Raw genomic sequence first — 22896 nt, 5'->3', positions numbered from 1 at the left:
CCGGTCCACCATTCGGAGACTGGAGAGGTGCCCCATGAGCCTGCTGCTTGAGCCCTATACCCTGCGTCAACTGACGCTGCCCAACCGCATTGCGGTCTCGCCGATGTGCCAGTATTCGAGCGTCGACGGCCTGGCCAACGACTGGCACCTGGTCCACCTGGGCAGCCGCGCGGTCGGCGGTGCCGGGTTGATCTTCACCGAAGCCACCGCCGTCACGGCCGAGGGCCGCATCACCGCCCAGGACCTGGGCCTGTGGTGCGACGAACAGATCGCCCCCCTGCAACGCATCACCCGCTTCATCACAGCCCAGGGCGTGGTGCCCGGCATTCAGCTGGCGCACGCCGGGCGCAAGGCCAGCACGCATCGGCCGTGGCTGGGCAAGCACGGCAGCGTCAAGCCCGAGGACGGTGGCTGGGTGCCGGTGGGGCCGTCGAAAATCGCCTTCGACCCGCAGCACACGGCGCCCACCGAATTGAGCGAAGGGCAGATCCACGAGGTGATCCAGGCCTTTGTCGAGGCCGCCCGGCGTGCACTGGTGGCCGGCTTCAAGGTCGTGGAGGTGCATGCCGCCCATGGCTATCTGCTGCACCAGTTTCTCTCGCCATTGAGCAACCAGCGTCGCGACCAGTACGGCAGCTCGTTCGAGAACCGCATTCGCCTGACCCTGCAGGTGACCGAGGCGGTGCGCGAGGTGTGGCCGTCGGAGTTGCCGCTGTTCGTGCGGGTATCGGCCACCGACTGGGTGGAGGATGGCTGGAACCCGGATGAAACCGTCGAACTGGCCAAGCGCCTCAAGGCCCTGGGCGCCGACCTGATCGACGTTTCGTCGGGGGGCACCTCGATGAATGCCGAGATTCCCACCGGGCCTGGCTATCAGACACGCTTTGCCGAGCGGGTGCGCAAGGAATCGGGGATCGCCACCGGCACGGTGGGCATGATCACCGAGCCGGCCCAGGCCGAGCACATTCTGCGCACCGGCCAGGCCGACATCATCCTGCTGGCCCGCGAGCTGCTGCGCGACCCGTACTGGCCGCTGCACGCCGACGACGACCTGGGCGGGCAGAAGGCCATATGGCCGGCGCAGTACCAGCGTGCGACCCACCGCGACCAGCCGATCCACGAGTCCGACCTGCGCGACTGAAGGCTATGCCAAAGGGCCGCCGAGCGGCCCTCCTGCGCAGGTACCGCCTGCCTGCGCCGTGGGCCTCAATGCCTGAACATCACATGCCGCACGCAGGTGTAGTCCTCCAGCCCATACATCGACATGTCCTTGCCGTAGCCCGACAGCTTCTGCCCGCCGTGGGGCATTTCGCTGACCAGCATGAAGTGCGTGTTGACCCAGGTGCAGCCGTACTGCAACCGGGCGGACACCCGGTGGGCGCGGCCGACATCGGCGGTCCACAGTGACGAGGCCAGGCCGTAGTCCGAATCGTTGGCCCAGGCCAGCGCCTGCGCTTCGTCTTCGAAGCGGGTCACCGACACCACCGGCCCGAATACCTCGCGGCGCACGATCTCGTCATCCTGCTGGGCGTCGGCCAGCACCGTCGGCTCGAAGAAGAACCCGTCGCCCGCCACCGCCTTGCCGCCGGTGACCAGGCGAATATGCGGCTGGGCCACGGCGCGCTCCACCAGCGCTGCCACCCGGTCGCGGTGTGCGGCACTGATCAGCGGCCCGAGTTCGGTGTCCGGGTCGTCCTGCAACCCGTGCCGGAGGCTGGCCACCGCCTCGCCGAGCTTGTTCACGAAGGTGTCGTAGATGCCGGCCTGGGCATAGATCCGGCAGGCCGCGGTGCAGTCCTGCCCGGCATTGTAGAAGCCGAAGGTGCGAATGCCTTCCACCGCAGCGTCGATGTCGGCATCGTCGAAGATGATCACCGGGGCCTTGCCGCCCAGTTCCATGTGCATGCGTTTCACGCTGTCGGCGGTGCCGGTGATGATCTGGCTGCCGGTGGCGATCGAGCCGGTCAACGACACCATGCGTACCTTGGGGTGGGTGACCAGGGGCATACCTACGCTCTGGCCCTTGCCGAACAGGATGTTGAGCACCCCGGCCGGAAACAGCTCGGCCGCCAGTTCGCCCAGGCGCAGGGCGGTCAGCGGGGTCTGTTCCGAAGGCTTGAGCACCACGGTGTTGCCGGCCGCCAGGGCCGGGGCGATCTTCCATGCCAGCATCATCAGCGGGTAGTTCCACGGCGCGATGGACGCCACCACACCCAGCGGGTCGCGGCGCACCATCGAAGTGTGCCCCGCCAGGTACTCGCCCGCCGCCGAGCCGCCCAGACAGCGGCTGGCCCCGGCAAAGAAGCGGAACACGTCGGCGATTGCCGGCAGTTCGTCGTTCAGCGCGGCCGGGTAGGGCTTGCCGCAGTTGTCCGATTCCAGCCTGGCCAGCTCCCCGGCATGGGCGTCTATCAGGTCGGCCAGCTTGAGCAGCAGTGCGGCGCGGTCTTTCGGTGCGGTCTGCGACCAGCCGTCGAAGGCATGGTCGGCGGCGCGCACCGCCGCATCCACCTGCGCTTGGCTGGCCTCGTTGATGTCCACCAGCACGCTGCCCAGCGCGGGGTTGAGCACGCTGTGGGCCGGGCCTTCGCCGGCGACGAGCTGGCCGTTGATCAGCAGTCGGGTTTGCATGGTGTTCGATCCTCCTGGTTCAGGTCATTTGCCGTCGCTGCCGGTCACGTTCTCGGCGCCACGGGTCAGGTAGTAGGCGCCCAGAATCGGCAGCATGGTCACCAGCATCACCAGCATGGCCACCACGTTGGTCACCGGCACGTCGCGCGGGCGGCTGAGCTGGTTGAGCAGCCAGATCGGCAGGGTGCGTTCGTGGCCGGCGGTGAAGGTGGTCACGATGATTTCGTCGAACGACAGCGCGAACGCCAGCATGCCGCCCGCCAGCAGGGCCGACCCCAGATTGGGCAGCACGATGTAGCGAAAGGTCTGCCAGCCGTCGGCGCCCAGGTCCATCGACGCCTCGATCTGGTTCTGCGAGGTGCGCCGCAGACGCGCGATGACGTTGTTGTAGACGATCACCACGCAGAAGGTGGCGTGGCCCACCACGATGGTGAAGATCCCGGGCTCGATGCCCAGGGTCTTGAACGCCGACAGCAGGGCGATGCCGGTGATGATGCCGGGCAGGGCGATGGGCAGGATCAGCATCAGCGACAGGCTCTCCTTGCCGAAGAAGCTGCGCCGGTACAGGGCCGCGGCGGCCAGGGTGCCAAGCACCAGGGCGATCAGCGTGGCCAGGCACGCCACCTGCAGCGACAGCTTGATCGACTCGAGCACGTCGGGGCGCGAAAACGCCACGCCGAACCACTTGAGGGTCAGGCCCCGGGGCGGAAAGCTGAAGGCCGCGTCTTCGGTATTGAAGGCGTACAGCACGATGATCAGGATCGGAAAGTGCAGGAACAGCAGCCCGCCCCAGGCGGCCAGGCGCAGCCCCGGCGAGGCGTTGTCAGAGTGCATCGAAGGCTCCCAGGCGTTTGACGAGGGTCAGGTACACGGCGATCAGCATGATCGGTACCAGGGTGAAGGCGGCGGCCATCGGCATGTTGCCGATGGCGCCTTGCTGGGCGTACACCATGCTGCCGATGAAGTAGCCGGGCGGGCCCACCAGCTGCGGCACGATGAAATCGCCCAGGGTCAGCGAGAAGGTGAAGATGGAGCCGGCGGCGATGCCCGGCACCGCCAGCGGCAGGGTCACCTGCACGAACGTCTGGCGCGGGCGTGCGCCAAGGTCGGCCGAGGCGTGCAGCAGCGAGGGCGGCAGGCGCTCCAGCGCGGCCTGGATCGGCAGGATCATGAACGGCAACCAGATGTACACGAACACCATAAAGCGCCCCAGGTGCGAGGTCGACAGGGTGCTGCCGCCCACCCCGGGAATGCCGAGCAGCCATTGCAGCAGTGGCTCCAGGTTCAGCTGCTGGACGAACCACTGTGCCACCCCGCCCTTGGCCAGCAGCAGGGTCCAGGCATAGGCCTTGACGATGTAGCTGGCCCACATCGGCATCATCACCGCGATGTAGAAGAACGCCTTGGTGCTGCCGCGGGTGTAGCGGGCCATGTAGTAGGCGATGGGAAACGCCAGCACCGCGCTGGCGATCGACACCGCCACCGCCATGCCCAGGGTACGCAGGATGATGTCGAAGTTGGATGGCTGCAGCAGCGCGGCAAAGTTGGCCAGGGTCAGCTCGGGCGTCACCGCCATGGTGAAGTCGTCGAAGGTGTAGAAACCTTGCCACAGCAGCGCCAGCAGCGAGCCCAGGTAGATCGCACCGAACCAGATCAGCGGCGGTATCAACAGCATCGCCAGGTACAGGTTGGGGCGACGGTAGAGCAGGGTGGCCAGGCGCCGCATCATCTCAGCGGCCCTCGTCGAGCACGGTTTCGCGCAGCGCGGTCATGGCCTCGCGCGGCCAGTGGGCGTGCAGGCGCTGGCCGGGCTGCCAGGGGGCGGCGTCGGCATGCCACTGGCTGTTGGCCTGGCTCACCGCCAGCAACTGGCCGTTGTCCAGCTGCAGTTCGTAGCGGGTGGTGCTGCCCTGGTACTGGATATCGTGCAGCACGCCGCTGAGCTGGAGGACGTCGCCCGGGATGGCCGACGCGCTCAGGCGAATGTGTTCCGGGCGGATCGAGAACGGCTGCGGGCTGGCCACCAGGTGTTGGGCCAGCTCGCCGCGCAGCACGTTGGAAGTGCCGACGAACTCGGCAACGAAGGGGGTGGCCGGTTGCATGTAGAGGTTGCGCGGCGTGTCGACCTGTTCGATGCGCCCGCGGTTGAACACCGCCACGCGGTCGGACATCGACAGCGCCTCGGTCTGGTCGTGGGTGACGAAAATGAAGGTGATGCCCAGCTGGCGCTGGAGCTTCTTCAGCTCGCCCTGCATCTGCTCGCGCAGCTTGAGGTCCAGCGCGCCGAGGGGCTCGTCCAGCAGCAGTACCCGGGGACGATTGACCAGCGCGCGGGCCAGGGCCACGCGCTGGCGCTGCCCGCCGGACAACTGCACCGGCTTGCGCTCGCCGTAGCCGGCCAGGGCCACCATGCCCAGGGCCTCTTCGGCGCGGGCATGGCGCTGGGCCTTGGCCACGCCCTTGACCTTGAGCCCGTAGGCCACGTTGTCGCGCACGTTCATGTGCGGGAACAGCGCGTAGTCCTGGAAGACCGTGTTGACGTCGCGCTGGTAGGGCGGCAGGCCGGCGGCTTCCACGCCGTGGATGCGAATCGAGCCGTGGCTGGGTTGTTCGAACCCGGCGATCAGGCGCAGGCAGGTGGTCTTGCCCGAGCCCGAAGGGCCGAGCATGGAGAAGAACTCGCCGTCTTCGATGTCGATGCAGACCCGGTCGACGGCCTTGACCTCGCCGAACAGGCGGGACACTTGGGTGAACTGTACGGCTGGGGGCATGCGGGGTACTCCACGGTTCTGCGAGGGCGGTGCGCTCGCTTTGCCGTCAAGGCCGGCCCCTGCAGGTGTGCGAGTCGCCTGCAGGGGCCGGCCTTGACGGCGAAGAGGCCCTAACGGCCGCCCATGATCGCGATGTAGTCCTGGGTCCAGCGGCTATAGGGCACGAACTTGCCCCCTTGCGCCTGCGGCGTGCGCCAGAACGCGATCTTGTCGAACAGGTCGAAACCGTTGGTCTTGCACCCGTCGGCCCCCAGCAGTTCGCTGCCCGAACACGCCGCCGGCACCACCGGCAACGAGCCGAACCACGCCGCCACGTCGCCCTGCACCTTGGGCTGCAGCGACCAGTCCATCCATTTGTAGGCGCAATTGGGGTGCTTGGCCTCGGCGTGCAGCATGGTGGTATCGGCCCAGCCGGTGGCGCCCTCCCTGGGGATGGTCGAGGCCACCGGCTGCTTGTCGGCCTTGAGCCCGTTGACCATGTAGCCCCAGGAGCTTGAAGCCGCCACACCTTCGTTCTTGACGTCGCTCATCTGCACGGTTGCGTCATGCCAGTAGCGGTGAATCAGGGGGCGTTGCTGGCGCAACAGGTCGAGCACCGCCTTGTACTGGGTTTCGTTGAGCTCGTAGGGGTTGTCGATGCCCAGTTCCGGCTTGGCCGTCTTCAGGTACAGCGCCGCATCGGCGATGTAGATCGGCCCGTCATAGGCCTGCACACGGCCCTTGTTCGGCTTGCCGTCCGGCAGGTCCTGCGGCTCGAACACCACGCCCCAGCTGGTGGGCGCCTGCTTGAACACCTCGGTGTTGTACAGCAGCACGTTCGGCCCCCACTGGTACGGCGTGCCGTAGACCTTGGCGTCGACCACGTACCAGGGGCCGTCCTTCAGGCGCGGGTCGAGGTGCTTCCAGTTGGGGATCAGGTCGGTGTTGATCGCCTGCACACGCTTGCCGGCAATCAGGCGCAGCGAGGCATCGCCCGACGCGGTCACCAGGTCGTAGCCGCCCTTGGTCATCAGGCTGACCATCTCGTCGGAGGTGGCGGCAGTCTTGACGCTCACCTTGCAGCCGGTGTCCTGCTCGAAACCGCTGACCCAGTCGTAGGCCTTGTCGCTCTCGCCGCGCTCGATGTAGCCGGGCCAGGCCACGATGTCCAGTTGCCCTTCGCCGGCACCCACGGCCTTGAGCGGCTCGGCGGCCTGCAGGCTGGCGCTGGCGAGGATCCCGGCGCCCAGGGCGCCAAGCAATGCGGTGGTGTGCACAAGCATGATGTTCCCTCTTTTATTGGAATTGTGCAGGGGCAGTGATGACGGTGCTGCAGCGGTGCATTCCCTACTAGCGTAGTGCGTTCCCGCGAATGCAACATCCAGAAGCAAATGCGCAGCGTGACGACGCAGGTCAGGCTTTACTCTGGCGTTTCATTTCCTTGTTGAGGACGTTCAGATGAACACCCGAGGTTTGCTCGACCAGTTGCTAAAGTCCGGCCAGGAGCTGCTGCAGAACCAGGCCGGCAAAGGTGCCAGCGCCAAGCCAGGGGGCAGTGGCGGGCTGGGTAGGTTGCTCGGCGGCGCCGGTGGCGGTGGCCTGGGCGGGCTGCTCTCCGGTGCCGGCGGTGGTGCGCTGGCGGCGGGCGCGATGGGCTTGCTGCTGGGCAACAAGAAGGCGCGCAGCCTGGGGGGCAAGGCGCTCACCTATGGTGGCCTGGCCGCCCTCGGTGTGCTGGCCTACAAGGCCTACGGCAACTGGCAGGCCCAGCAGGGCAGTGCGCCGCAGCGCGAACCGCAGACCCTCGACCGCCTGCCTGCCGCCCAGGTCGAATTGCACAGCCAGGCCATCCTCAAGGCGCTGGTGGCTGCGGCCAAGGCCGACGGGCATGTCGACGAGCGCGAGAAGGCGCTGATCGAAGGCGAGTTCGTCAAGCTCGACAACGACCACGAGCTGCAACAGTGGCTGCATGCCGAACTCAACCGACCGCTGGACCCGGCCGACGTCGCCCGCGCTGCCACAACGCCGGAAATGGCGGCCGAGATGTACATCGCCAGCGTCATGCTGGTGGACGAGGAACACTTCATGGAGCGCGCCTACCTCGACGAGCTGGCCAAGCAGCTCAAGCTCGACCCGGCCCTCAAGGCCGAGCTGGAAAAACAGGTTCGCCAGGCCTGAGTCAGCAAATGCGGGCATATGGCCATCGCGCAGGCCATTTTGCCCGAGCCGTCTTGATCCAGAGCGCGTGCAGATAAGGTGCGTGGGCTATAATCTGCGCATTTTTCTGCTCGCGTAGAATCCTTGAGGGCTTACTGTGAAGAACTGGACATTGCGCCAACGCATCCTGGCGAGCTTCGCCATGATCATTGCCATCATGCTGTTGATGGTGGTCGCTGCCTACTCGCGCCTGGTGGCGATCGAGTCCAGTGAGGAGGCGGTGCGTTCGGACAGCATCCCTGGCGTGTACTACAGCTCGATGATCCGCAGCGCCTGGGTCGACAGCTACGTCAACACCCAGCAGTTGCTCGGCCTGAGCAACCACCGCGAGCTGACCAATGCCGACGCCGAGCTGTACAAGAGCTTCGAGGATCGCCTCAAGCAGAACATGGCCGATTACCAGAAGACCATCCAGTCCTCCGAAGACCAGTCCAGCTACGAAGAGTTCGTGCGCCTGGAGCAGGGCTACCTGAAGCTGCTCGACAGCGTGCTGGAGGCCTACCGGCAGAAGAACTACGCCGAGGCCCAGCGCCTGCTGCAGGACAGCATGACCCCGGCCTGGAACGAGGGCCGCAAGCACCTGAACACGGTGATCGAAGGCAACCGGGTGTCGGCCGAGCAGGCCACCGGTGCCATCGTCAGCGCGGTGACCACGGCCAAGGTCAGCATGATGATCTCGCTGGTGCTGGCGATCATTGCAGCCGGCATCTGCGGCCTGATGCTGATGCGCGCCATCACCGGCCCCATGCAACTGATCGTGCGGGCGCTGGACAAGCTGCGCGGCGGTGACCTCAGCGTGCGCCTGAGCCTGGACCGCAAGGATGAATTCGGCGCGGTGGAAACCGGCTTCAACGAAATGATGAGCGAGCTGACCACGCTGGTGTCCCAGGCCCAGCGCTCGTCGGTGCAGGTCACCACCTCGGTGACCGAGATTGCCGCCACCTCCAAGCAGCAGCAGGCCACCGCCACCGAAACGGCCGCCACCACCACCGAAATCGGTGCCACCTCGCGGGAAATCGCCGCCACCTCCCGGGACCTGGTGCGCACCATGACCGAGGTCACCAGCGCCGCCGACCAGGCTTCGGTACTGGCCGGCTCCGGCCAGCAGGGCCTGGCGCGCATGGAAGAGACCATGCACCAGGTGATGGGCGCGGCCGACCTGGTCAACAACAAGCTGGCGATCCTCAACGAGAAGGCCGGCAACATCAACCAGGTGGTGGTCACCATCGTCAAGGTCGCCGACCAGACCAACCTGCTGTCGCTCAACGCCGCCATCGAGGCCGAGAAGGCCGGCGAATATGGCCGCGGCTTTGCCGTGGTGGCCACCGAGGTGCGTCGCCTGGCCGACCAGACCGCCGTGGCCACCTACGATATCGAACAGATGGTGCGCGAGATCCAGTCGGCGGTGTCGGCCGGGGTGATGGGCATGGACAAGTTTTCCGAGGAAGTGCGTCGCGGCATGGCCGAGGTGCAGCAGGTGGGCGAGCAACTGACCCAGATCATCCACCAGGTGCAGGCGCTGGCGCCACGGGTGCTGATGGTCAACGAAGGCATGCAGGCCCAGGCCACCGGTGCCGAGCAGATCAACCATGCACTGGCGCAACTGGGCGATGCCAGCAGCCAGACCGTGGAATCGCTGCGCCAGGCCAGTTTCGCCATCGACGAGCTGAGCCAGGTAGCGGTCGGCCTTCGTGGTGGTGTGTCGCGGTTCAAAGTCTGAAGCCCCGATGAGCGACCTTCAGTCACGCCGCGACACTTCGGTGCCTACGCCAGGGCGCCTGTTCCTGGTATTTCGTATCGGCGAGCAGCGCTTTGCCCTGGACACCCATGAGGTAGTGGAGGTGCTGCCGCGCCTGCCACTCAAGCCCATCGCCCACACCCCGCGCTGGGTGGCGGGGGTGCTGGCGCATCGCGGTGCGCTGGTACCGGTGATCGACGTGGGCGACCTGGGGTTCGGCACCCCGGCGCCGCTGCGTACCAGCACCCGGCTGGTGCTGGTGCACTACCGGGGCCAGGCGCAGGCCGAGCCGCAGTTGCTGGGCCTGATCCTGCAGCAGGCCAGCGACACCCTGCGTTGCCACCCCGACGAGTTTCGCCCCTATGGCGTCGACAACCAGCAGGCCCCCTACCTGGGGCCGGTGCGCGAAGATGCCCAGGGCCTGATGCAACGCATCAGCGTCCAGGACCTGCTGACCGACCAGGCCCGCGCCTTGCTGTACCCGCCCGTGGAGGTGCAGCCATGAGCGACGAGCAGCGGTTCTTTCGATTCTTGCAAGAGCGTATCGGCCTGGATGTCGCCTCGGTTGGCGCGCCGATGGTCGAGCGGGCCCTGCGCCAGCGCTGTGCTGCCCTGCAGGCCCGCGACCTGGACGACTACTGGGTGCGCCTGCAGCAGTCGACCCCGGAGCAGCAGGCGCTGATCGAAGCGGTGATCGTGCCTGAAACCTGGTTCTTCCGTTATCCCGAGTCGTTCAGCGCGTTGGCCGGGCTTGCCCTCAGGCGCCTGGCCGAGCTCAATGGCACCCGGCCGCTGCGGGTGCTCAGCCTGCCGTGTTCGACCGGTGAAGAGCCCTATTCGATTGCCATGGCCCTGCTCGATGCCGGTATCGCCGGCCCCGGGTTTCGCGTCGACGGCATCGACATCAGCCCCAACTCGATCGCCCGCGCCGAACAGGCGGTATATGGCCGCAACTCCTTTCGCGGCAGTGACATCACCTTCCGCCAGCGCCACTTCAGCGAGGTGGAGCAGGGCCATCGCCTCGACGAGCGGGTTCGCCAGCAGGTCGAGCTGCAGGTGGGCAACGTGCTCGACCCGGCGCTGCGCACCCGCAGGGGCAGCTACGACTTCGTCTTCTGCCGCAACCTGCTGATCTATTTCGATGTACCCACCCAGCAACGGGTGTTCGACGTACTGAAAAGCCTCACCCATGAAGACGGCGTACTGTTCATCGGCCCGGCCGAAGGCAGCCTGCTGGCACGCATGGGCATGCGCCCGCTGGGTATCGCGCAGTCGTTCGCCTATGTACGGCATATCCCGCAGGAGCCGCCCCCAGTGCTTTCGCCGCCGCCCCCGATGCCTGCACCCAGTCCACGGCGGGCGCCTGCGCCGTTGGCGCGCCGTGCGCCAGCCCCGGCACCGCAGCCTGCCCGGGTTGCGCCCCCAGCCGCCGGCAAGCCCGGCGCCGAACAGTTGCTGGCGCAGATCGCCACGCTGGCCAACGAGGGCCGCAGCGACGAGGCACGCGCGGCCTGCGAACGCTACCTGCAGCAGCATGCACCGGATGCGCAGGTGTATTACTGGCTGGGCCTGCTCAGCGATACCGCCGGCGATGCGGCCCAGGCCGTGAGCCACTACCGCAAGGTGCTGTACCTGCAACCCCAGCACCCCGAGGCCCTGGCGCACCTGGCGGCGCTGCTGGCGTCCCAGGGCGATGAGGTGGGCGCCCGGCGCCTGCAGGAGCGTGCGGCGCGCCGAGAGCGCAGCGAGCGGGAGCCTGAACGATGAGCGGCCAGGCAGAGCTGGGCGTGATGGCCGCCACGGTCGAGGCCATCGACGATTGCTGGAACCGTATCGGTGTGCACGGCGACAAGAGCTGCCCGTTGCTGGCCGAGCATATTCACTGTCGCAACTGCCAGGTGTACGCGGCAGCGGCCACACGCCTGCTGGACCGCTATGCGCTGGCCCAGGACGCCCATGCGCAGACGCATGTGCAGGCACCGGTGAGTGTCGGGCGCTCGCTGTTGCTGTTTCGCCTGGGCGAGGAATGGCTGGCCCTGGCGACCCGCTGCCTGGTCGAGGTGGCGCCGCTGCAGCCGGTGCACTCCTTGCCGCACCAGCGCTCGCGGGTGCTGCAGGGGGTGGCCAATGTGCGCGGTGCGCTGGTGCCATGCCTGTCGCTGGGCGACCTGCTGGGGCTCGAGCCCGGTAGCCCGGTGGCGGTGTCGGCGCGGGTCATGCCACGCATGCTGATCCTGGGTGCCAGCGGCGGCGCCGTGGTGCTGCCGGTGGACGAAGTGGACGGTATCCATGCCCTCGACCCCGGGCAGCCGGCCAGCGACACCGCCACCGATGCACGCTTCACCGAAGCGGTATTGCAATGGCGCGGTCGCAGCGTGCGGGTGCTGGATGAAGAACAGCTGTTGTCTGCCGTGAACCGGAGCCTGTCATGACCCCAGAGCAAATGCGCGATGCTTCGCTGCTCGAGCTGTTCAGCCTGGAGGCCGAGGCGCAGACCCAGGTGCTCAGCGCCGGCCTGCTGGCCCTGGAACGCAACCCTACCCAGGGTGACCAGCTCGAGGCCTGCATGCGCGCCGCCCACTCGCTCAAGGGCGCGGCGCGCATCGTGGGGATCGACGCCGGGGTCAGCGTTGCCCACGTGATGGAAGACTGCCTGGTCGAGGCCCAGGAAGGCCGCCTGCGCCTGCGCCCCGAGCACATCGATGCGTTGCTGCAGGGCACCGACCTGCTGATGCGCATCGCCACCCTGGGCGGTGCGGCCACCGAGGCGGCGGTCCAGGCCTTCGTGGTGCAGATGGCCGTGCTGCTCGATCCGGCCAGTGCGCTGATGGCGACGGGGCCGGCAACCGGCGACGCGCCCGAGCCGACGCAGAATCCTGAACCCGCACCGGCTGCGCCGCAGCCGGTGCCCCCGGCGCCCGAGCCTGAGGCGCTCGCGCAACCGGAGGCGCCTGCCGAGCCCGTGGCCCTTGCGCCGGGCAAGCGCAGCGAAGGCGGCGAGCGGGTGCTGCGGGTCACGGCCGAGCGCCTGAACAGCCTGCTCGACCTGTCCAGCAAGTCGCTGGTCGAAACCCAGCGCCTGAAGCCCTACCTGGCCACCCTGCAGCGCCTCAAGCGCATGCACGGCCAGAGCATTCGCGCCCTCGATACGCTCAAGGCCGAGCTGGACACCGGCGGCCAGCGACCGGAGGTGCAGGAAGCGCTGGCGCAGGCCCAGCGCCTGCTCGGCGAAACCCGCGAGATGCTGCAGCAGCAGGCCGCCGACCTGGACGAGTTCGGCTGGCAGGCCAGCCAGCGCGCGCAACTGCTGTACGACACCGCGCTGGCCTGCCGCATGCGCCCGTTCGCCGACGTGCTCAACGGGCAGAGCCGCATGGTTCGCGACCTGGGGCGGTCGCTGGGCAAGCAGGTGCGCCTGGAGATCGAGGGCGAAAAGACCCAGGTCGACCGTGACGTGCTGGAAAAACTCGAGGCGCCGCTCACCCACCTTCTGCGCAACGCCGTGGACCACGGTATCGAACTGCCCGAGCAACGCCTGCTGGCAGGCAAGCCGGCCGAGGGCCTGATCCGCCTGCGCGCCTCGCACCAGGCCGGCCTGCTGGTGCTGGAACTGAGCGATGACGGTGGCGGCGTCGACTTGCAACGCCTGCGCCACAGCATCGTCGAGCGCCAGTTGTCGCCGGCCGACACCGTGGCGCAGATGAGCGAAGCCGAACTGCTGACGTTCCTGTTCCTGCCGGGGTTCAGCCTGCGCGACAAGGTCACCGAGGTTTCCGGGCGCGGCGTGGGGCTCGATGCGGTGCAGCACAGCGTGCGCCAGTTGCGCGGCTTCATCGACCTCAGCCAGCACAGCGGGCAGGGCAGCCGCTTTCACCTGGAGGTGCCGCTGACCCTGTCGGTGGTGCGCAGCCTGGTGGTCGAGGTGGGGGGCGAGGCCTACGCCTTCCCGCTGGCGCATATCGAACGCACCCTGGACCTGCCCGCCGAGGCCATCGTGCAGATCGAGGGGCGCCAGCATTTCTGGCATGAAGGCCGGCACATCGGCCTGGTGGCCGCCTCCCAGTTGCTCAACCGGCCGCCCAGCCAGGCGGCGGAACAGGCCATCAAGGTGGTGGTCATCCGTGAGCGCGACACCCTGTATGGCGTGGCCGTCGAGCGTCTGATCGGCGAGCGCGTGCTGGTGGTGATGCCGCTGGACGCGCGGCTGGGCAAGGTGCAGGACATCTCGGCCGGGGCCCTGCTCGATGACGGCTCGGTGGTGCTGATCGTGGACGTCGAGGACCTGCTGCGCTCGGTCGAGAAGCTGCTCAGCACCGGCCGCCTGGAACGTATCGAGCGCGGCCAGCGCGCCGCCCGCGAAGCGACGCGCAAGCGCGTGCTGGTGGTGGATGACTCGTTGACCGTGCGCGAGTTGCAGCGCAAGCTGCTGACCAACCGCGGTTACGAAGTGGCCGTCGCGGTGGACGGCATGGACGGCTGGAACGCCTTGCGCAGCGAGGATTTCGACCTGCTGATCACCGACATCGACATGCCGCGCATGGACGGCATCGAACTGGTCACCTTGCTGCGTCGCGACAGCCGGTTGCAGTCGTTGCCGGTGATGGTGGTGTCGTACAAGGACCGCGAGGAAGATCGTCGTCGTGGACTGGACGCCGGGGCCGACTACTATTTGGCCAAGGCCAGTTTTCATGATGATGCCTTGCTGGAAGCCGTGGTGGAGCTTATCGGGGGAGCCCAGGGATGAAGATCGCCATCGTCAACGACATGCCCCTGGCCGTGGAAGCCCTGCGCCGGGCATTGGCGTTCGAGCCGCAGCACGAGGTGATCTGGGTGGCCGGCAATGGCGCCGAGGCGGTGCAGCGCTGCGCCGAGCACACCCCCGACCTGATCCTGATGGACCTGATCATGCCGGTCATGGACGGTGTGGAGGCCACGCGCCAGATCATGGCCCGGACCCCTTGCGCCATCGTCATCGTCACGGTCGACCGCCAGCAGAACGTGCACCGGGTGTTCGAGGCCATGGGCCACGGCGCCCTGGACGTGGTCGACACCCCGGCGGTAGGCGCCGGCAACCCGCGTGAGGCGGCCGCGCCGCTGTTGCGCAAGATCCTCAACATCAGCTGGCTGATCGGCCAGCACGGCAGCAACCGCGTGCGGGCAGTGGCAGCCCCGCAGCGCCAGGGCGCACAACGCCAGCGCCTGGTGGCGATCGGTTCCTCGGCCGGTGGCCCGGCGGCGCTTGAGGTGCTGCTCAAGAGCCTGGAGCAGGATTTCAACGCGGCCATCGTGCTGGTCCAGCACGTCGACCAGGTGTTCGCCGCCGGCATGGCCGAGTGGCTGAGCAGCGCCTCCGGCCTGCCGGTACGCCTGGCCCGCGAGGGCGAAGCACCCCAGCCCGGGCAGGTGCTGCTGGCCGGCACCAACCACCATATCCGTCTGTTGAAGGACGGCACCCTGGCCTACACCGCCGAACCGGTCAACGCGATCTACCGCCCTTCGATCGATGTGTTCTTCGAGAGCGTGGCGCGCTTCTGGCAGGGCGATGCGGTGGGCGTACTGCTGACCGGCATGGGCCGCGATGGCGCACAGGGGCTCAAGCTGATGCGCGAGCAGGGCTTTCTGACCATCGCCCAGGACCAGCAGAGCAGTGCGGTCTACGGCATGCCCAAGGCGGCTGCGGCCATCGATGCCGCCGTCGAGATACGTGCGCTGGAGCGCATTGCGCCGCGCCTGATGGAGATTTTTTCGAAATGACGATGTGTAATGAACCAAACCGGTCGTTCGCCAGGGAGCAGGGCGCGCATGAATGATCTACCGCTCGTGGGGTTCCCGACCACCAATGAAAACTCGGCGATGGTGCTGCTGGTCGACGACCAGGCGATGATCGGCGAAGCCGTGCGTCGCGGCCTGGCCAACGAGGCCAACATCGACTTTCACTTCTGCGCCGACCCGCATCAGGCAGTCGCGCAGGCGATCCGTATCAAGCCCACGGTGATCCTGCAGGACCTGGTCATGCCCGGCCTCGATGGCCTGAGCCTGGTGCGCGAGTACCGCAGCAACCCGGCCACCCAGGACATCCCGATCATCGTGCTGTCGTCCAAGGAAGACGCGCTGGTCAAGAGTGCCGCGTTCGCCGCCGGGGCCAACGACTACCTGGTCAAGCTGCCCGACAACATCGAGCTGGTCGCGCGCATCCTGTACCACTCGCGCTCCTACCTCACCCTGCTGCAGCGTGACGAAGCCTACCGGGCGCTGCGGGTCAGCCAGCAGCAGTTGCTGGACACCAACCTGGTACTGCAGCGGCTGATGAACTCCGACGGCCTGACGGGGCTGTCCAACCGCCGGCATTTCGACGAATACCTGGAACTGGAATGGCGCCGGGCCATGCGTGACCAGTCGCAGCTGTCGTTGCTGATGATCGACGTCGACTATTTCAAGGCCTTCAACGACTCGTTCGGCCACCTGGCCGGGGACGAGGCGCTGCGCCAGGTGGCCGAGGCGATTCGTGCCTCGTGCAGCCGGCCCAGCGACCTGCCGGCGCGCTACGGTGGCGAGGAATTCGCCCTGGTGCTGCCCAACACTTCGCCGGGCGGGGCGCGGCTGGTGGCCGAGAAGCTGCGCCAGACCGTGGTGGGCCTGGCTATCGAGCACAACATGCCGCAGGCGGGCAGCGTGCTGACCATCAGCATCGGCCTGGCCACCCACACGCCGGCAGTCGGCAGCCATTGCCGACAGTTGATCTCGGCGGCGGACAAGGGCCTGTACCAGGCCAAGAATGGCGGGCGCAACCAGGTCGGGGTGGCCTGACAGACCGCCATCGCGGGTCAAGCCCGCTCCCACGGGCATCGTGCTGCCCTTGTGGGGGCGGCTGATCCGCGATCAGGCGCCGGCTTCTCCAAAGGCCGCCCGACGGGCTGCCGCGCACCTGCAGACTCGTTTATACTCTCCGGCTTTTCACAGAATACGCACGAGAGCTGCCCGCCCATGGAAATCCAACCGATCCTGAACACCATCAAGGACCTGACCGAGCGCTCCGAATCCATTCGGGGGTATCTTTGACTACGATCACAAGCATGACCGCCTGATCGAAGTCAACCGCGAGCTCGAAGACCCGAACGTCTGGAACAAGCCCGAGTACGCCCAGGAACTGGGCCGCGAACGCGCCATGCTGGCGCAGATCGTCGACACCCTGGACGAACTGTCCGGCGGCCTGGTCGACGCCCGCGAGCTGCTCGACATGGCTGTCGAGGAGAACGACGAAGGCGCCGTCAATGACGTCGTCGAAGTGCTCCAGGGCCTGGAAGACTCCCTGGCCCAGCTCGAATTCCGTCGCATGTTCAGCGGCGAGATGGACATGAACAACGCCTACCTGGACATCCAGGCCGGTTCCGGCGGCACCGAGGCCCAGGACTGGGCCAACATCCTGCTGCGCATGTACCTGCGCTGGGCGTCCAAGCGTGGTTTCGACGCCACCATCATGGAACTGTCCGAAGGCGACGTGGCCGGCATCAAGGGCGCCACCGTGCACATCAAGGGCGAGTACGCCTTTGGCTGGCTGCGCACCGAGATCGGTGTGCACCGTCTGGTGCGCAAGAGCCCGTTCGACTCCGGCGCACGCCGCCATACTTCGTTCTCGGCGGTGTTCGTGTCCCCCGAGATCGACGACAAGGTCGAAATCGAGATCAACCCGTCCGACCTGCGTATCGACACCTACCGCTCCTCGGGTGCCGGCGGCCAGCACGTGAACACCACCGACTCGGCGGTGCGTATCACCCACGTGCCGACCAACACCGTGGTCAGCTGCCAGAACGAACGTTCCCAGCACGCCAACAAGGACACCGCCATGAAGATGCTGCGGGCCAAGTTGTACGAACTGGAGATGCAGAAGCGCAACGCCGCGTCGCAGGCCCTGGAAGACAGCAAGTCGGACATCGGCTGGGGTCACCAGATCCGTTCGTACGTGCTCGACGCCTCGCGGATCAAGGATCTGCGCACCAACGTCGAACGCAGCGACTGCGACAAGGTGCTCGACGGCGATATCGACGAGTACCTGGAAGCCAGCCTCAAGCAGGGGCTGTAAGTTTCGCGACCCGCTACAAGACCCTCGCCTGCGGGCGGGGGCAATGAACCCCTGATGGAAAATGTGACCACATGAGCGACCTCAAACTCGACCCGCAAGACCTGCAACAGGAAGAAAACACCCTGATTGCCCTGCGCAAGGAAAAGCTTGCCGCAGAGCGCGCCAAGGGCAACGCCTTCCCCAACGACTTCCGCCGTGACAGCTACTGCAACGACCTGCAGAAACAGTATGTCGACAAGACCAAGGAAGAGCTGGAAGCTGCAGCGATCCCGGTCAAGGTTGCCGGTCGAATCATGCTCAACCGTGGCTCGTTCATGGTGATCCAGGACATGACCGGGCGCATCCAGGTCTACGTCAACCGCAAGACCCTGCCCGAGGAAACCCTGGCAGCGGTCAAGACCTGGGACCTGGGCGACATCATCAGCGCCGAAGGCACCCTGGCTCGTTCGGGCAAGGGCGACCTGTACGTCGAGATGACCAACGTGCGCCTGCTGACCAAGTCGCTGCGCCCGCTGCCGGACAAGCACCACGGCCTGACCGACACCGAGCAGCGCTATCGCCAGCGCTACGTCGACCTGATGGTCAACGAGGAAACCCGCCACACCTTCCGTGTGCGCTCGCAGGTCATCAACCATATTCGCAACTTCCTCATCCAGCGCGACTTCCTGGAAGTGGAAACGCCGATGCTGCAGACCATCCCCGGTGGCGCTGCGGCCAAGCCGTTCGAAACCCACCACAACGCGCTGGACATGCCGATGTTCCTGCGCATCGCGCCGGAGCTGTACCTCAAGCGTCTGGTGGTCGGTGGTTTCGAGAAGGTCTTCGAGATCAACCGCAACTTCCGTAACGAAGGCGTCTCGACCCGGCACAACCCCGAGTTCACCATGCTCGAGTTCTACCAGGCCTACGCCGACTACGAAGACAACATGGACCTCACCGAAGAGCTGTTCCGCGAGCTGGCGCAGCTGGTGCTGGGCAGCACCGACGTGCCGTACGGCGACAAGGTGTTCCACTTCGGCGAGCCGTTCGTGCGCCTGTCGGTGTTCGACTCGATCCTCAAGTACAACCCCGAGCTGACCGCCGACGACCTCAACGACATCGACAAGGCCCGCGTCATCGCCAAGCAGGCCGGCGCCAAGGTGCTGGGCTTCGAAGGCCTGGGCAAGCTGCAGGTGATGATTTTCGAAGAGCTGGTCGAGCACAAGCTGGAGCAGCCGCACTTCATCACCCAGTACCCGTTCGAAGTGTCGCCGCTGGCCCGTCGCAATGACCAGAACCCGAACGTCACCGACCGCTTCGAACTGTTCATCGGCGGCCGCGAGATCGCCAACGCCTACTCCGAGCTCAACGATGCCGAGGACCAGGCCGAGCGCTTCATGGCCCAGGTGGCCGACAAGGACGCCGGCGACGACGAGGCCATGCACTACGATGCCGACTTCGTGCGCGCCCTGGAGTACGGCATGCCGCCCACTGCCGGTGAGGGCATCGGTATCGACCGCCTGGTGATGCTGCTGACCAACTCGCCGTCGATCCGCGACGTGATCCTGTTCCCGCACATGCGCCCGCAGGCCTGAGTGTCTTGAACAAGCCGCCTCTAGGGGCGGCTTTTTCATGTCTGCGACAAGCTGATCGATCAGTCAGCATTCAACGAGGTAGACCCCAGTGACGACTGCAATGGCTCAACAAGGTGCTGCTGGCGTGGCCACAGCGGTAGCCGAAAGTGTTCAGTACCAGGGGCGCAAGGCCAGCCGCCAGGGCAGCGAGCAGCGCCGTCAGCAGATCCTCGACGCGGCCATGCGCATCATCGTGCGTGATGGCGTGCGCGGCGTGCGCCACCGTGCGGTGGCCGCCGAGGCCGGTGTGCCGCTGTCGGCCACCACCTACTATTTCAAGGACATCGAAGACCTGCTCACCGACACCTTCGCCCAGTATGTCGAACGCAGCGCGGCCTACATGGCCAAGCTGTGGGAAAACACCGAGGTGCTGTTGCGCCAGCTGATCGCCAAGGGCGACGGCAGCCCCGGCGCCCGCGCGCAGTTGGCCGACGAAGTGGCGAAGATGGGCGCCGAGTACGTGCAGCGCCAGTTGCACAACCGCCGCGACTTTCTGATGGCCGAGCAGGCGTTTCGCCAGGAAGCGCTGCTGTGCCCGCGGCTGGCCGAACTGGTACGCCTGCATGCGCAGATCCTGCTGCGCGGCACCTGCCAGCTGTTGCAGGTGGTGGGTTCGCGCCAGCCACAGCAAGATGCCATAGTGTTGACGGCCATCATCGAGCAGATGGAATATCAGGGCCTGCTCGATGCTGCACAACCCCAGGCCGAAGCGCAGATGCTCGCTATCCTTACCCGATACCTGCATCTGGTGCTGGCATCGGCCTGAGGCTCTACCTAATTCAAGGAGTATCGGATGAAAGCCTGGCGTGTGCTGTTGGCCCTGTCGTTTGTGCTGTTGAGTGGTTGCCTGGTGACGTTCAACGAGCCGATCCCGACCAACCAGCCGGCGCCCAAGGCCCTGCTCGGCAAATGGACCAGCAAGGACGCCTGGGGCGAGCCGCTGACGTTGCAGATCAGCCGCAGGGGCGACAACGCCTACAAGGCGGTGGCCACCGCCAAGGGCAAGAAGCCTGAAACCTACGCCTTCACCGTGGCCCGTCATGGCAACCGCTGGTACCTCTCGGCCGGCGTGCCCAAGCGTCTGGGGGGCAACTTCCTGATCGGCGGCTTCGAGGTGATCGACAACAAGCAACTGGTGATCTACAACCTGGATGTCGAGCAGATCAACCAGGCCCTGAAGAACAAGGAACTGAGCGGTCGCGCCATCGAGGTACCGGAGGAAAACGGCCAGGGCGTGCTCATCGACAGCCCGGCGGCGCGGGTGCTGGCCTACCTGGACGACCCGGCCAACTCCGACCTGTTCATCGAAGTCGCACGTTTTCAGCGGGCCGGCAAGTAGGCTGGCCAACACAAGGAGTTTCGGGTGGACGAGTACCAGCAGACGATACGCACCCTGTCTGATCGCATTGTCCTGGCGCAAACCCCCATTCGCGTACTCGATGCGGTGAAATGGGACGACAGCATTCGCCAGGGTTTCCTCAAGGCCAAGGGCCGGGAAATGCCGGCCGTGGACCGCGCCTACTACCAGGGCAGGCCCTTGTCGTTCGACTCCAGCGCGGTGAAGCTCGAGTTCCAGAACATCGAGCGCGACATCACCCGCCAGCTCGGCCAGTTCAACCCGGTCGGGCAGATCATGCGGCGCATGTGCAAGGAATACCGCATGGTGGTGCGCATGCTCGAGGCGCGCGGCACCGAAGACTTCGGCCTGATTTCCCAGGAGCTTTACGGCGCCGCCTCCGACGCCTTCCATGCCGGCGACCCGACCCTGGCCGACCTGGGCCTGATGCTCTCGGACTACCTGAACAACATCGACGGGCGCGGCGACCTCAAGGACGAACCCAAGGACCTCACCGCCAAGCAGGCCGTGGAGCTGCTCCAGGGCCGCCTGAACAAGGTGTTCGGCGAGGCCGAGGAAACCATCCGCGTGTTCGAGTCCGACGGTATCGTCGCCGACGCGGCGGCGGGCGCCGACTATATCAAGATCCGCAGCGACGCGATGTTCAACAGCCGCGACGTGCGCGCGCTGGAGGTGCATGAAGGGCTGGTGCACGTGGGCACAACGCTCAACGGCCTCAACCAGCCGATCTGCACCTTCCTGGCCAAGGGCCCGCCCTCGTCGACGGTGACCCAGGAAGGCCTGGCGATCCTGATGGAAGTGATCGCCTTTGCCTCCTACCCCAGCCGCCTGCGCAAGCTCACCAACCGCACCCGCGCCATCCACATGGTCGAGCAGGGGGCGGACTTCATGCAGGTGTACGAGTTCTTCCGTGCCCAGGGGTTTGAAATGGCCGAAAGCTATGGCAATGCCAGCCGCGTGTTCCGCGGCTCGGTGCCCAATGGCCTGCCATTCACCAAGGACTTGTCCTACCTCAAGGGCTTCATCATGGTTTACAACTACATTCAGTTGGCCGTGCGCAAGGGCAAGCTGGAGCAGATTCCGTTGCTGTTCTGCGGCAAGACCACCCTGGAAGACATGCGCACCCTGCGCCAACTGGTCGATGAAGGCCTGGTGGAGCCACCCAAGTACCTGCCCGAGCAGTTCCGCGACCTGAACGCGCTGTCGGCCTGGATGTGTTTTTCCAACTTCCTCAACCACCTGAGCCTGGACCGGATTGAAGCCGATTATTCGAACATTCTCTGAGCACTGGCGGGTCGGCCTGCTGGCCGCGCTGCTGAGCCTGGCCGGCTGCAGTTCGCTGTTGTTCTACCCCGAGCGTGGCCTGCCGTTCACGCCCGAGAAGGCCGGGCTGGCCTACCGCGACGTGAGCCTGACCACCGAGGACGGCACGCGCCTGCACGGCTGGTGGTTGCCGGCCAAGGCCGGGGTGCCGGTCAAGGGCACGGTACTGCACCTGCATGGCAATGGCGGCAACCTGGCCTGGCATCTGGGCGCCAGCTGGTGGCTGCCCGAGCAGGGCTACCAGGTGCTGCTGGTGGACTACCGGGGGTACGGGGTGTCCCAGGGCGAACCGACCCTGCCGGCGGTGTACCAGGACATCGCCGCGGCGCTGGACTGGTTGCAGCAGGCTCCCGAAGTGCAGGGCAAGCCGCTGGTGCTGCTGGGGCAGAGCCTGGGCGGGGCGATGGGCATTCACTACCTGGCGCAGCATCCCGAGCAGCGCCAGCGCTTCAAGGCCCTGGTGTTCGACGGGGTGCCGGCCAGCTACCGCAAGGTGGGCCAGTTTGCCCTGAGCACTTCCTGGCTGACCTGGCCGTTCCAGGTGCCGTTGTCGTGGCTGGTACCCGATGGCGACAGCGCCATCGGGTCGATCGACCAGTTGAGCTCGCCGCCCAAGCTGTTCTTCCACAGCATCGACGACCCGATCGTGCCGTTGGCCAACGGCCTGGCGCTGTACCGCGCCGCGCCGCCACCGCGGGTTCTGCAACTGACCCGTGGCGGGCATGTGCAGACCTTCGCCGACAAGACCTGGCGCCAGGTGATGCTGCGCTTTCTGGATGACCCCGAGCATTTCAACGGGCTGCGGCGCTTGGCCGAAGTCCCCAATTACCCTGACGAGAAGTCGCAATGAGTGAAGAACGCAACGCCATCCCGCTGATCATTACCGGTATCTGCAGCATCATCGGTACGGTGGGCGTGCTCTGGTACTACGGCTACCTGCATTTCGCCAAGCCCCAGGATGCACTGTTGCTGGCCGACTACACCATGCTCAAGACGGTGCCGGGGGAGGACTACAAGATCTCGCTCAAGCCGGCGGCGCAGGTGGCGCAGTGCATCGATGGCGTGCTGGTGCTGTTCGACACCGAACAGAAGGGCCTGACCGGCGTGCTGGTGGACAACCGCAAGCAGGCGGTGCGCTGCATGGGGCAGGAGACGCCCCAGCAGGTCCAGCAGTAAGCGGTACCCGG

The 22896-nt window shown here is 66.4% G+C and carries 21 protein-coding genes; 16 read left to right on the top strand and 5 right to left on the bottom strand.

What is annotated here, in order from left to right:
* Positions 1-34: 34 nt before the first annotated feature.
* The gene (locus V9K84_RS16150; RefSeq protein ID WP_043863198.1) at positions 35-1141 is read left to right on the top strand and encodes an NADH:flavin oxidoreductase/NADH oxidase; all 1107 of its coding nucleotides are present in this window, start codon (positions 35-37) and stop codon (positions 1139-1141) included.
* A gap of 65 nt (positions 1142-1206) precedes the next feature.
* Here V9K84_RS16150 and V9K84_RS16145 read toward each other — a convergent pair whose 3' ends face one another.
* The 5 genes from V9K84_RS16145 to ydcS form a co-directional block, all read right to left on the bottom strand.
* Positions 1207-2631, bottom strand: coding sequence for a gamma-aminobutyraldehyde dehydrogenase (locus V9K84_RS16145; RefSeq protein ID WP_088514560.1), 1425 nt, complete (start codon positions 2629-2631; stop codon positions 1207-1209).
* Positions 2632-2655: 24 nt separating this feature from the next.
* Entirely contained in the window at positions 2656-3465 is an 810-nt protein-coding gene (locus V9K84_RS16140) for an ABC transporter permease (protein ID WP_043863200.1), read from the bottom strand.
* The gene (locus V9K84_RS16135) at positions 3455-4360 is read right to left on the bottom strand and encodes an ABC transporter permease (protein ID WP_054915022.1); all 906 of its coding nucleotides are present in this window, start codon (positions 4358-4360) and stop codon (positions 3455-3457) included. Before V9K84_RS16135 ends, V9K84_RS16140 begins: the two co-directional genes overlap by 11 nt.
* Before the next feature lies 1 nt (position 4361).
* Positions 4362-5402, bottom strand: coding sequence for an ABC transporter ATP-binding protein (locus tag V9K84_RS16130; RefSeq protein ID WP_043863202.1), 1041 nt, complete (start codon positions 5400-5402; stop codon positions 4362-4364).
* Positions 5403-5512: 110 nt separating this feature from the next.
* The gene (ydcS, locus tag V9K84_RS16125; protein ID WP_058541467.1) at positions 5513-6664 is read right to left on the bottom strand and encodes a putative ABC transporter substrate-binding protein YdcS; all 1152 of its coding nucleotides are present in this window, start codon (positions 6662-6664) and stop codon (positions 5513-5515) included.
* 175 nt (positions 6665-6839) lie between these two features.
* Here ydcS and V9K84_RS16120 point away from each other — a divergent pair, with 175 nt between their 5' ends.
* The 15 genes from V9K84_RS16120 (at position 6840) to V9K84_RS16050 (ending at position 22885) form a co-directional block, all read left to right on the top strand.
* Positions 6840-7559 (top strand): tellurite resistance TerB family protein, encoded by a 720-nt coding sequence (locus V9K84_RS16120; protein ID WP_088514559.1) that lies wholly within the window; start codon positions 6840-6842, stop codon positions 7557-7559.
* 136 nt (positions 7560-7695) lie between these two features.
* The gene (locus V9K84_RS16115; protein ID WP_043863205.1) at positions 7696-9318 is read left to right on the top strand and encodes a methyl-accepting chemotaxis protein; all 1623 of its coding nucleotides are present in this window, start codon (positions 7696-7698) and stop codon (positions 9316-9318) included.
* A 7-nt stretch (positions 9319-9325) separates the two neighbouring features.
* Positions 9326-9841 carry a chemotaxis protein CheW gene (locus tag V9K84_RS16110; protein ID WP_054915018.1) on the top strand — a complete coding sequence of 172 codons (516 nt, stop codon included), beginning with the start codon at positions 9326-9328 and terminating at the stop codon, positions 9839-9841.
* Positions 9838-11103, top strand: coding sequence for a CheR family methyltransferase (locus V9K84_RS16105; protein WP_088514558.1), 1266 nt, complete (start codon positions 9838-9840; stop codon positions 11101-11103). The genes V9K84_RS16110 and V9K84_RS16105 overlap by 4 nt, the downstream gene beginning before the upstream one ends.
* Positions 11100-11768: a chemotaxis protein CheW gene (locus V9K84_RS16100; protein ID WP_043863208.1), complete on the top strand. Its 669-nt coding sequence runs from the start codon at positions 11100-11102 to the stop codon at positions 11766-11768. Before V9K84_RS16105 ends, V9K84_RS16100 begins: the two co-directional genes overlap by 4 nt.
* Entirely contained in the window at positions 11765-14080 is a 2316-nt protein-coding gene (locus V9K84_RS16095; protein ID WP_058541470.1) for a hybrid sensor histidine kinase/response regulator, read from the top strand. The genes V9K84_RS16100 and V9K84_RS16095 overlap by 4 nt, the downstream gene beginning before the upstream one ends.
* Complete coding sequence (locus tag V9K84_RS16090; RefSeq protein ID WP_043863210.1) at positions 14077-15090, top strand: chemotaxis response regulator protein-glutamate methylesterase; 1014 nt, start codon at positions 14077-14079, stop codon at positions 15088-15090. The genes V9K84_RS16095 and V9K84_RS16090 overlap by 4 nt, the downstream gene beginning before the upstream one ends.
* Before the next feature lie 48 nt (positions 15091-15138).
* Complete coding sequence (locus V9K84_RS16085; RefSeq protein ID WP_088514557.1) at positions 15139-16143, top strand: PleD family two-component system response regulator; 1005 nt, start codon at positions 15139-15141, stop codon at positions 16141-16143.
* Positions 16144-16320: 177 nt separating this feature from the next.
* Positions 16321-17416, top strand: a protein-coding gene (prfB, locus tag V9K84_RS16080; protein WP_100633065.1) for a peptide chain release factor 2 whose coding sequence is annotated in 2 segments (ribosomal slippage) — positions 16321-16392 and positions 16394-17416 — 1095 coding nt in all. Because the reading frame shifts where the segments join, the coding sequence is not laid out codon by codon here.
* 71 nt (positions 17417-17487) lie between these two features.
* Positions 17488-18990: a lysine--tRNA ligase gene (lysS, locus tag V9K84_RS16075; protein WP_088514556.1), complete on the top strand. Its 1503-nt coding sequence runs from the start codon at positions 17488-17490 to the stop codon at positions 18988-18990.
* A 100-nt stretch (positions 18991-19090) separates the two neighbouring features.
* Positions 19091-19795 (top strand): TetR family transcriptional regulator, encoded by a 705-nt coding sequence (locus V9K84_RS16070; RefSeq protein WP_043863214.1) that lies wholly within the window; start codon positions 19091-19093, stop codon positions 19793-19795.
* 27 nt (positions 19796-19822) lie between these two features.
* Complete coding sequence (locus tag V9K84_RS16065) at positions 19823-20368, top strand: hypothetical protein (protein ID WP_088514555.1); 546 nt, start codon at positions 19823-19825, stop codon at positions 20366-20368.
* A gap of 24 nt (positions 20369-20392) precedes the next feature.
* A complete protein-coding gene (locus tag V9K84_RS16060; RefSeq protein WP_088514554.1) occupies positions 20393-21670 on the top strand; it encodes a flavohemoglobin expression-modulating QEGLA motif protein in 1278 nt (425 codons plus the stop codon).
* The gene (locus tag V9K84_RS16055; RefSeq protein WP_043863217.1) at positions 21642-22559 is read left to right on the top strand and encodes an alpha/beta hydrolase; all 918 of its coding nucleotides are present in this window, start codon (positions 21642-21644) and stop codon (positions 22557-22559) included. Before V9K84_RS16060 ends, V9K84_RS16055 begins: the two co-directional genes overlap by 29 nt.
* The gene (locus tag V9K84_RS16050; RefSeq protein ID WP_043863218.1) at positions 22556-22885 is read left to right on the top strand and encodes a hypothetical protein; all 330 of its coding nucleotides are present in this window, start codon (positions 22556-22558) and stop codon (positions 22883-22885) included. Before V9K84_RS16055 ends, V9K84_RS16050 begins: the two co-directional genes overlap by 4 nt.
* Positions 22886-22896: the final 11 nt, after the last annotated feature.

Source organism: Pseudomonas sp. AE27, assembly GCF_037113495.1.
Lineage (GTDB): Bacteria > Pseudomonadota > Gammaproteobacteria > Pseudomonadales > Pseudomonadaceae > Aquipseudomonas > Aquipseudomonas palmensis.
The sequence above is the reverse complement of the archived record's forward strand: the minus strand, read 5'-3'. Positions and strand labels throughout refer to the sequence as shown.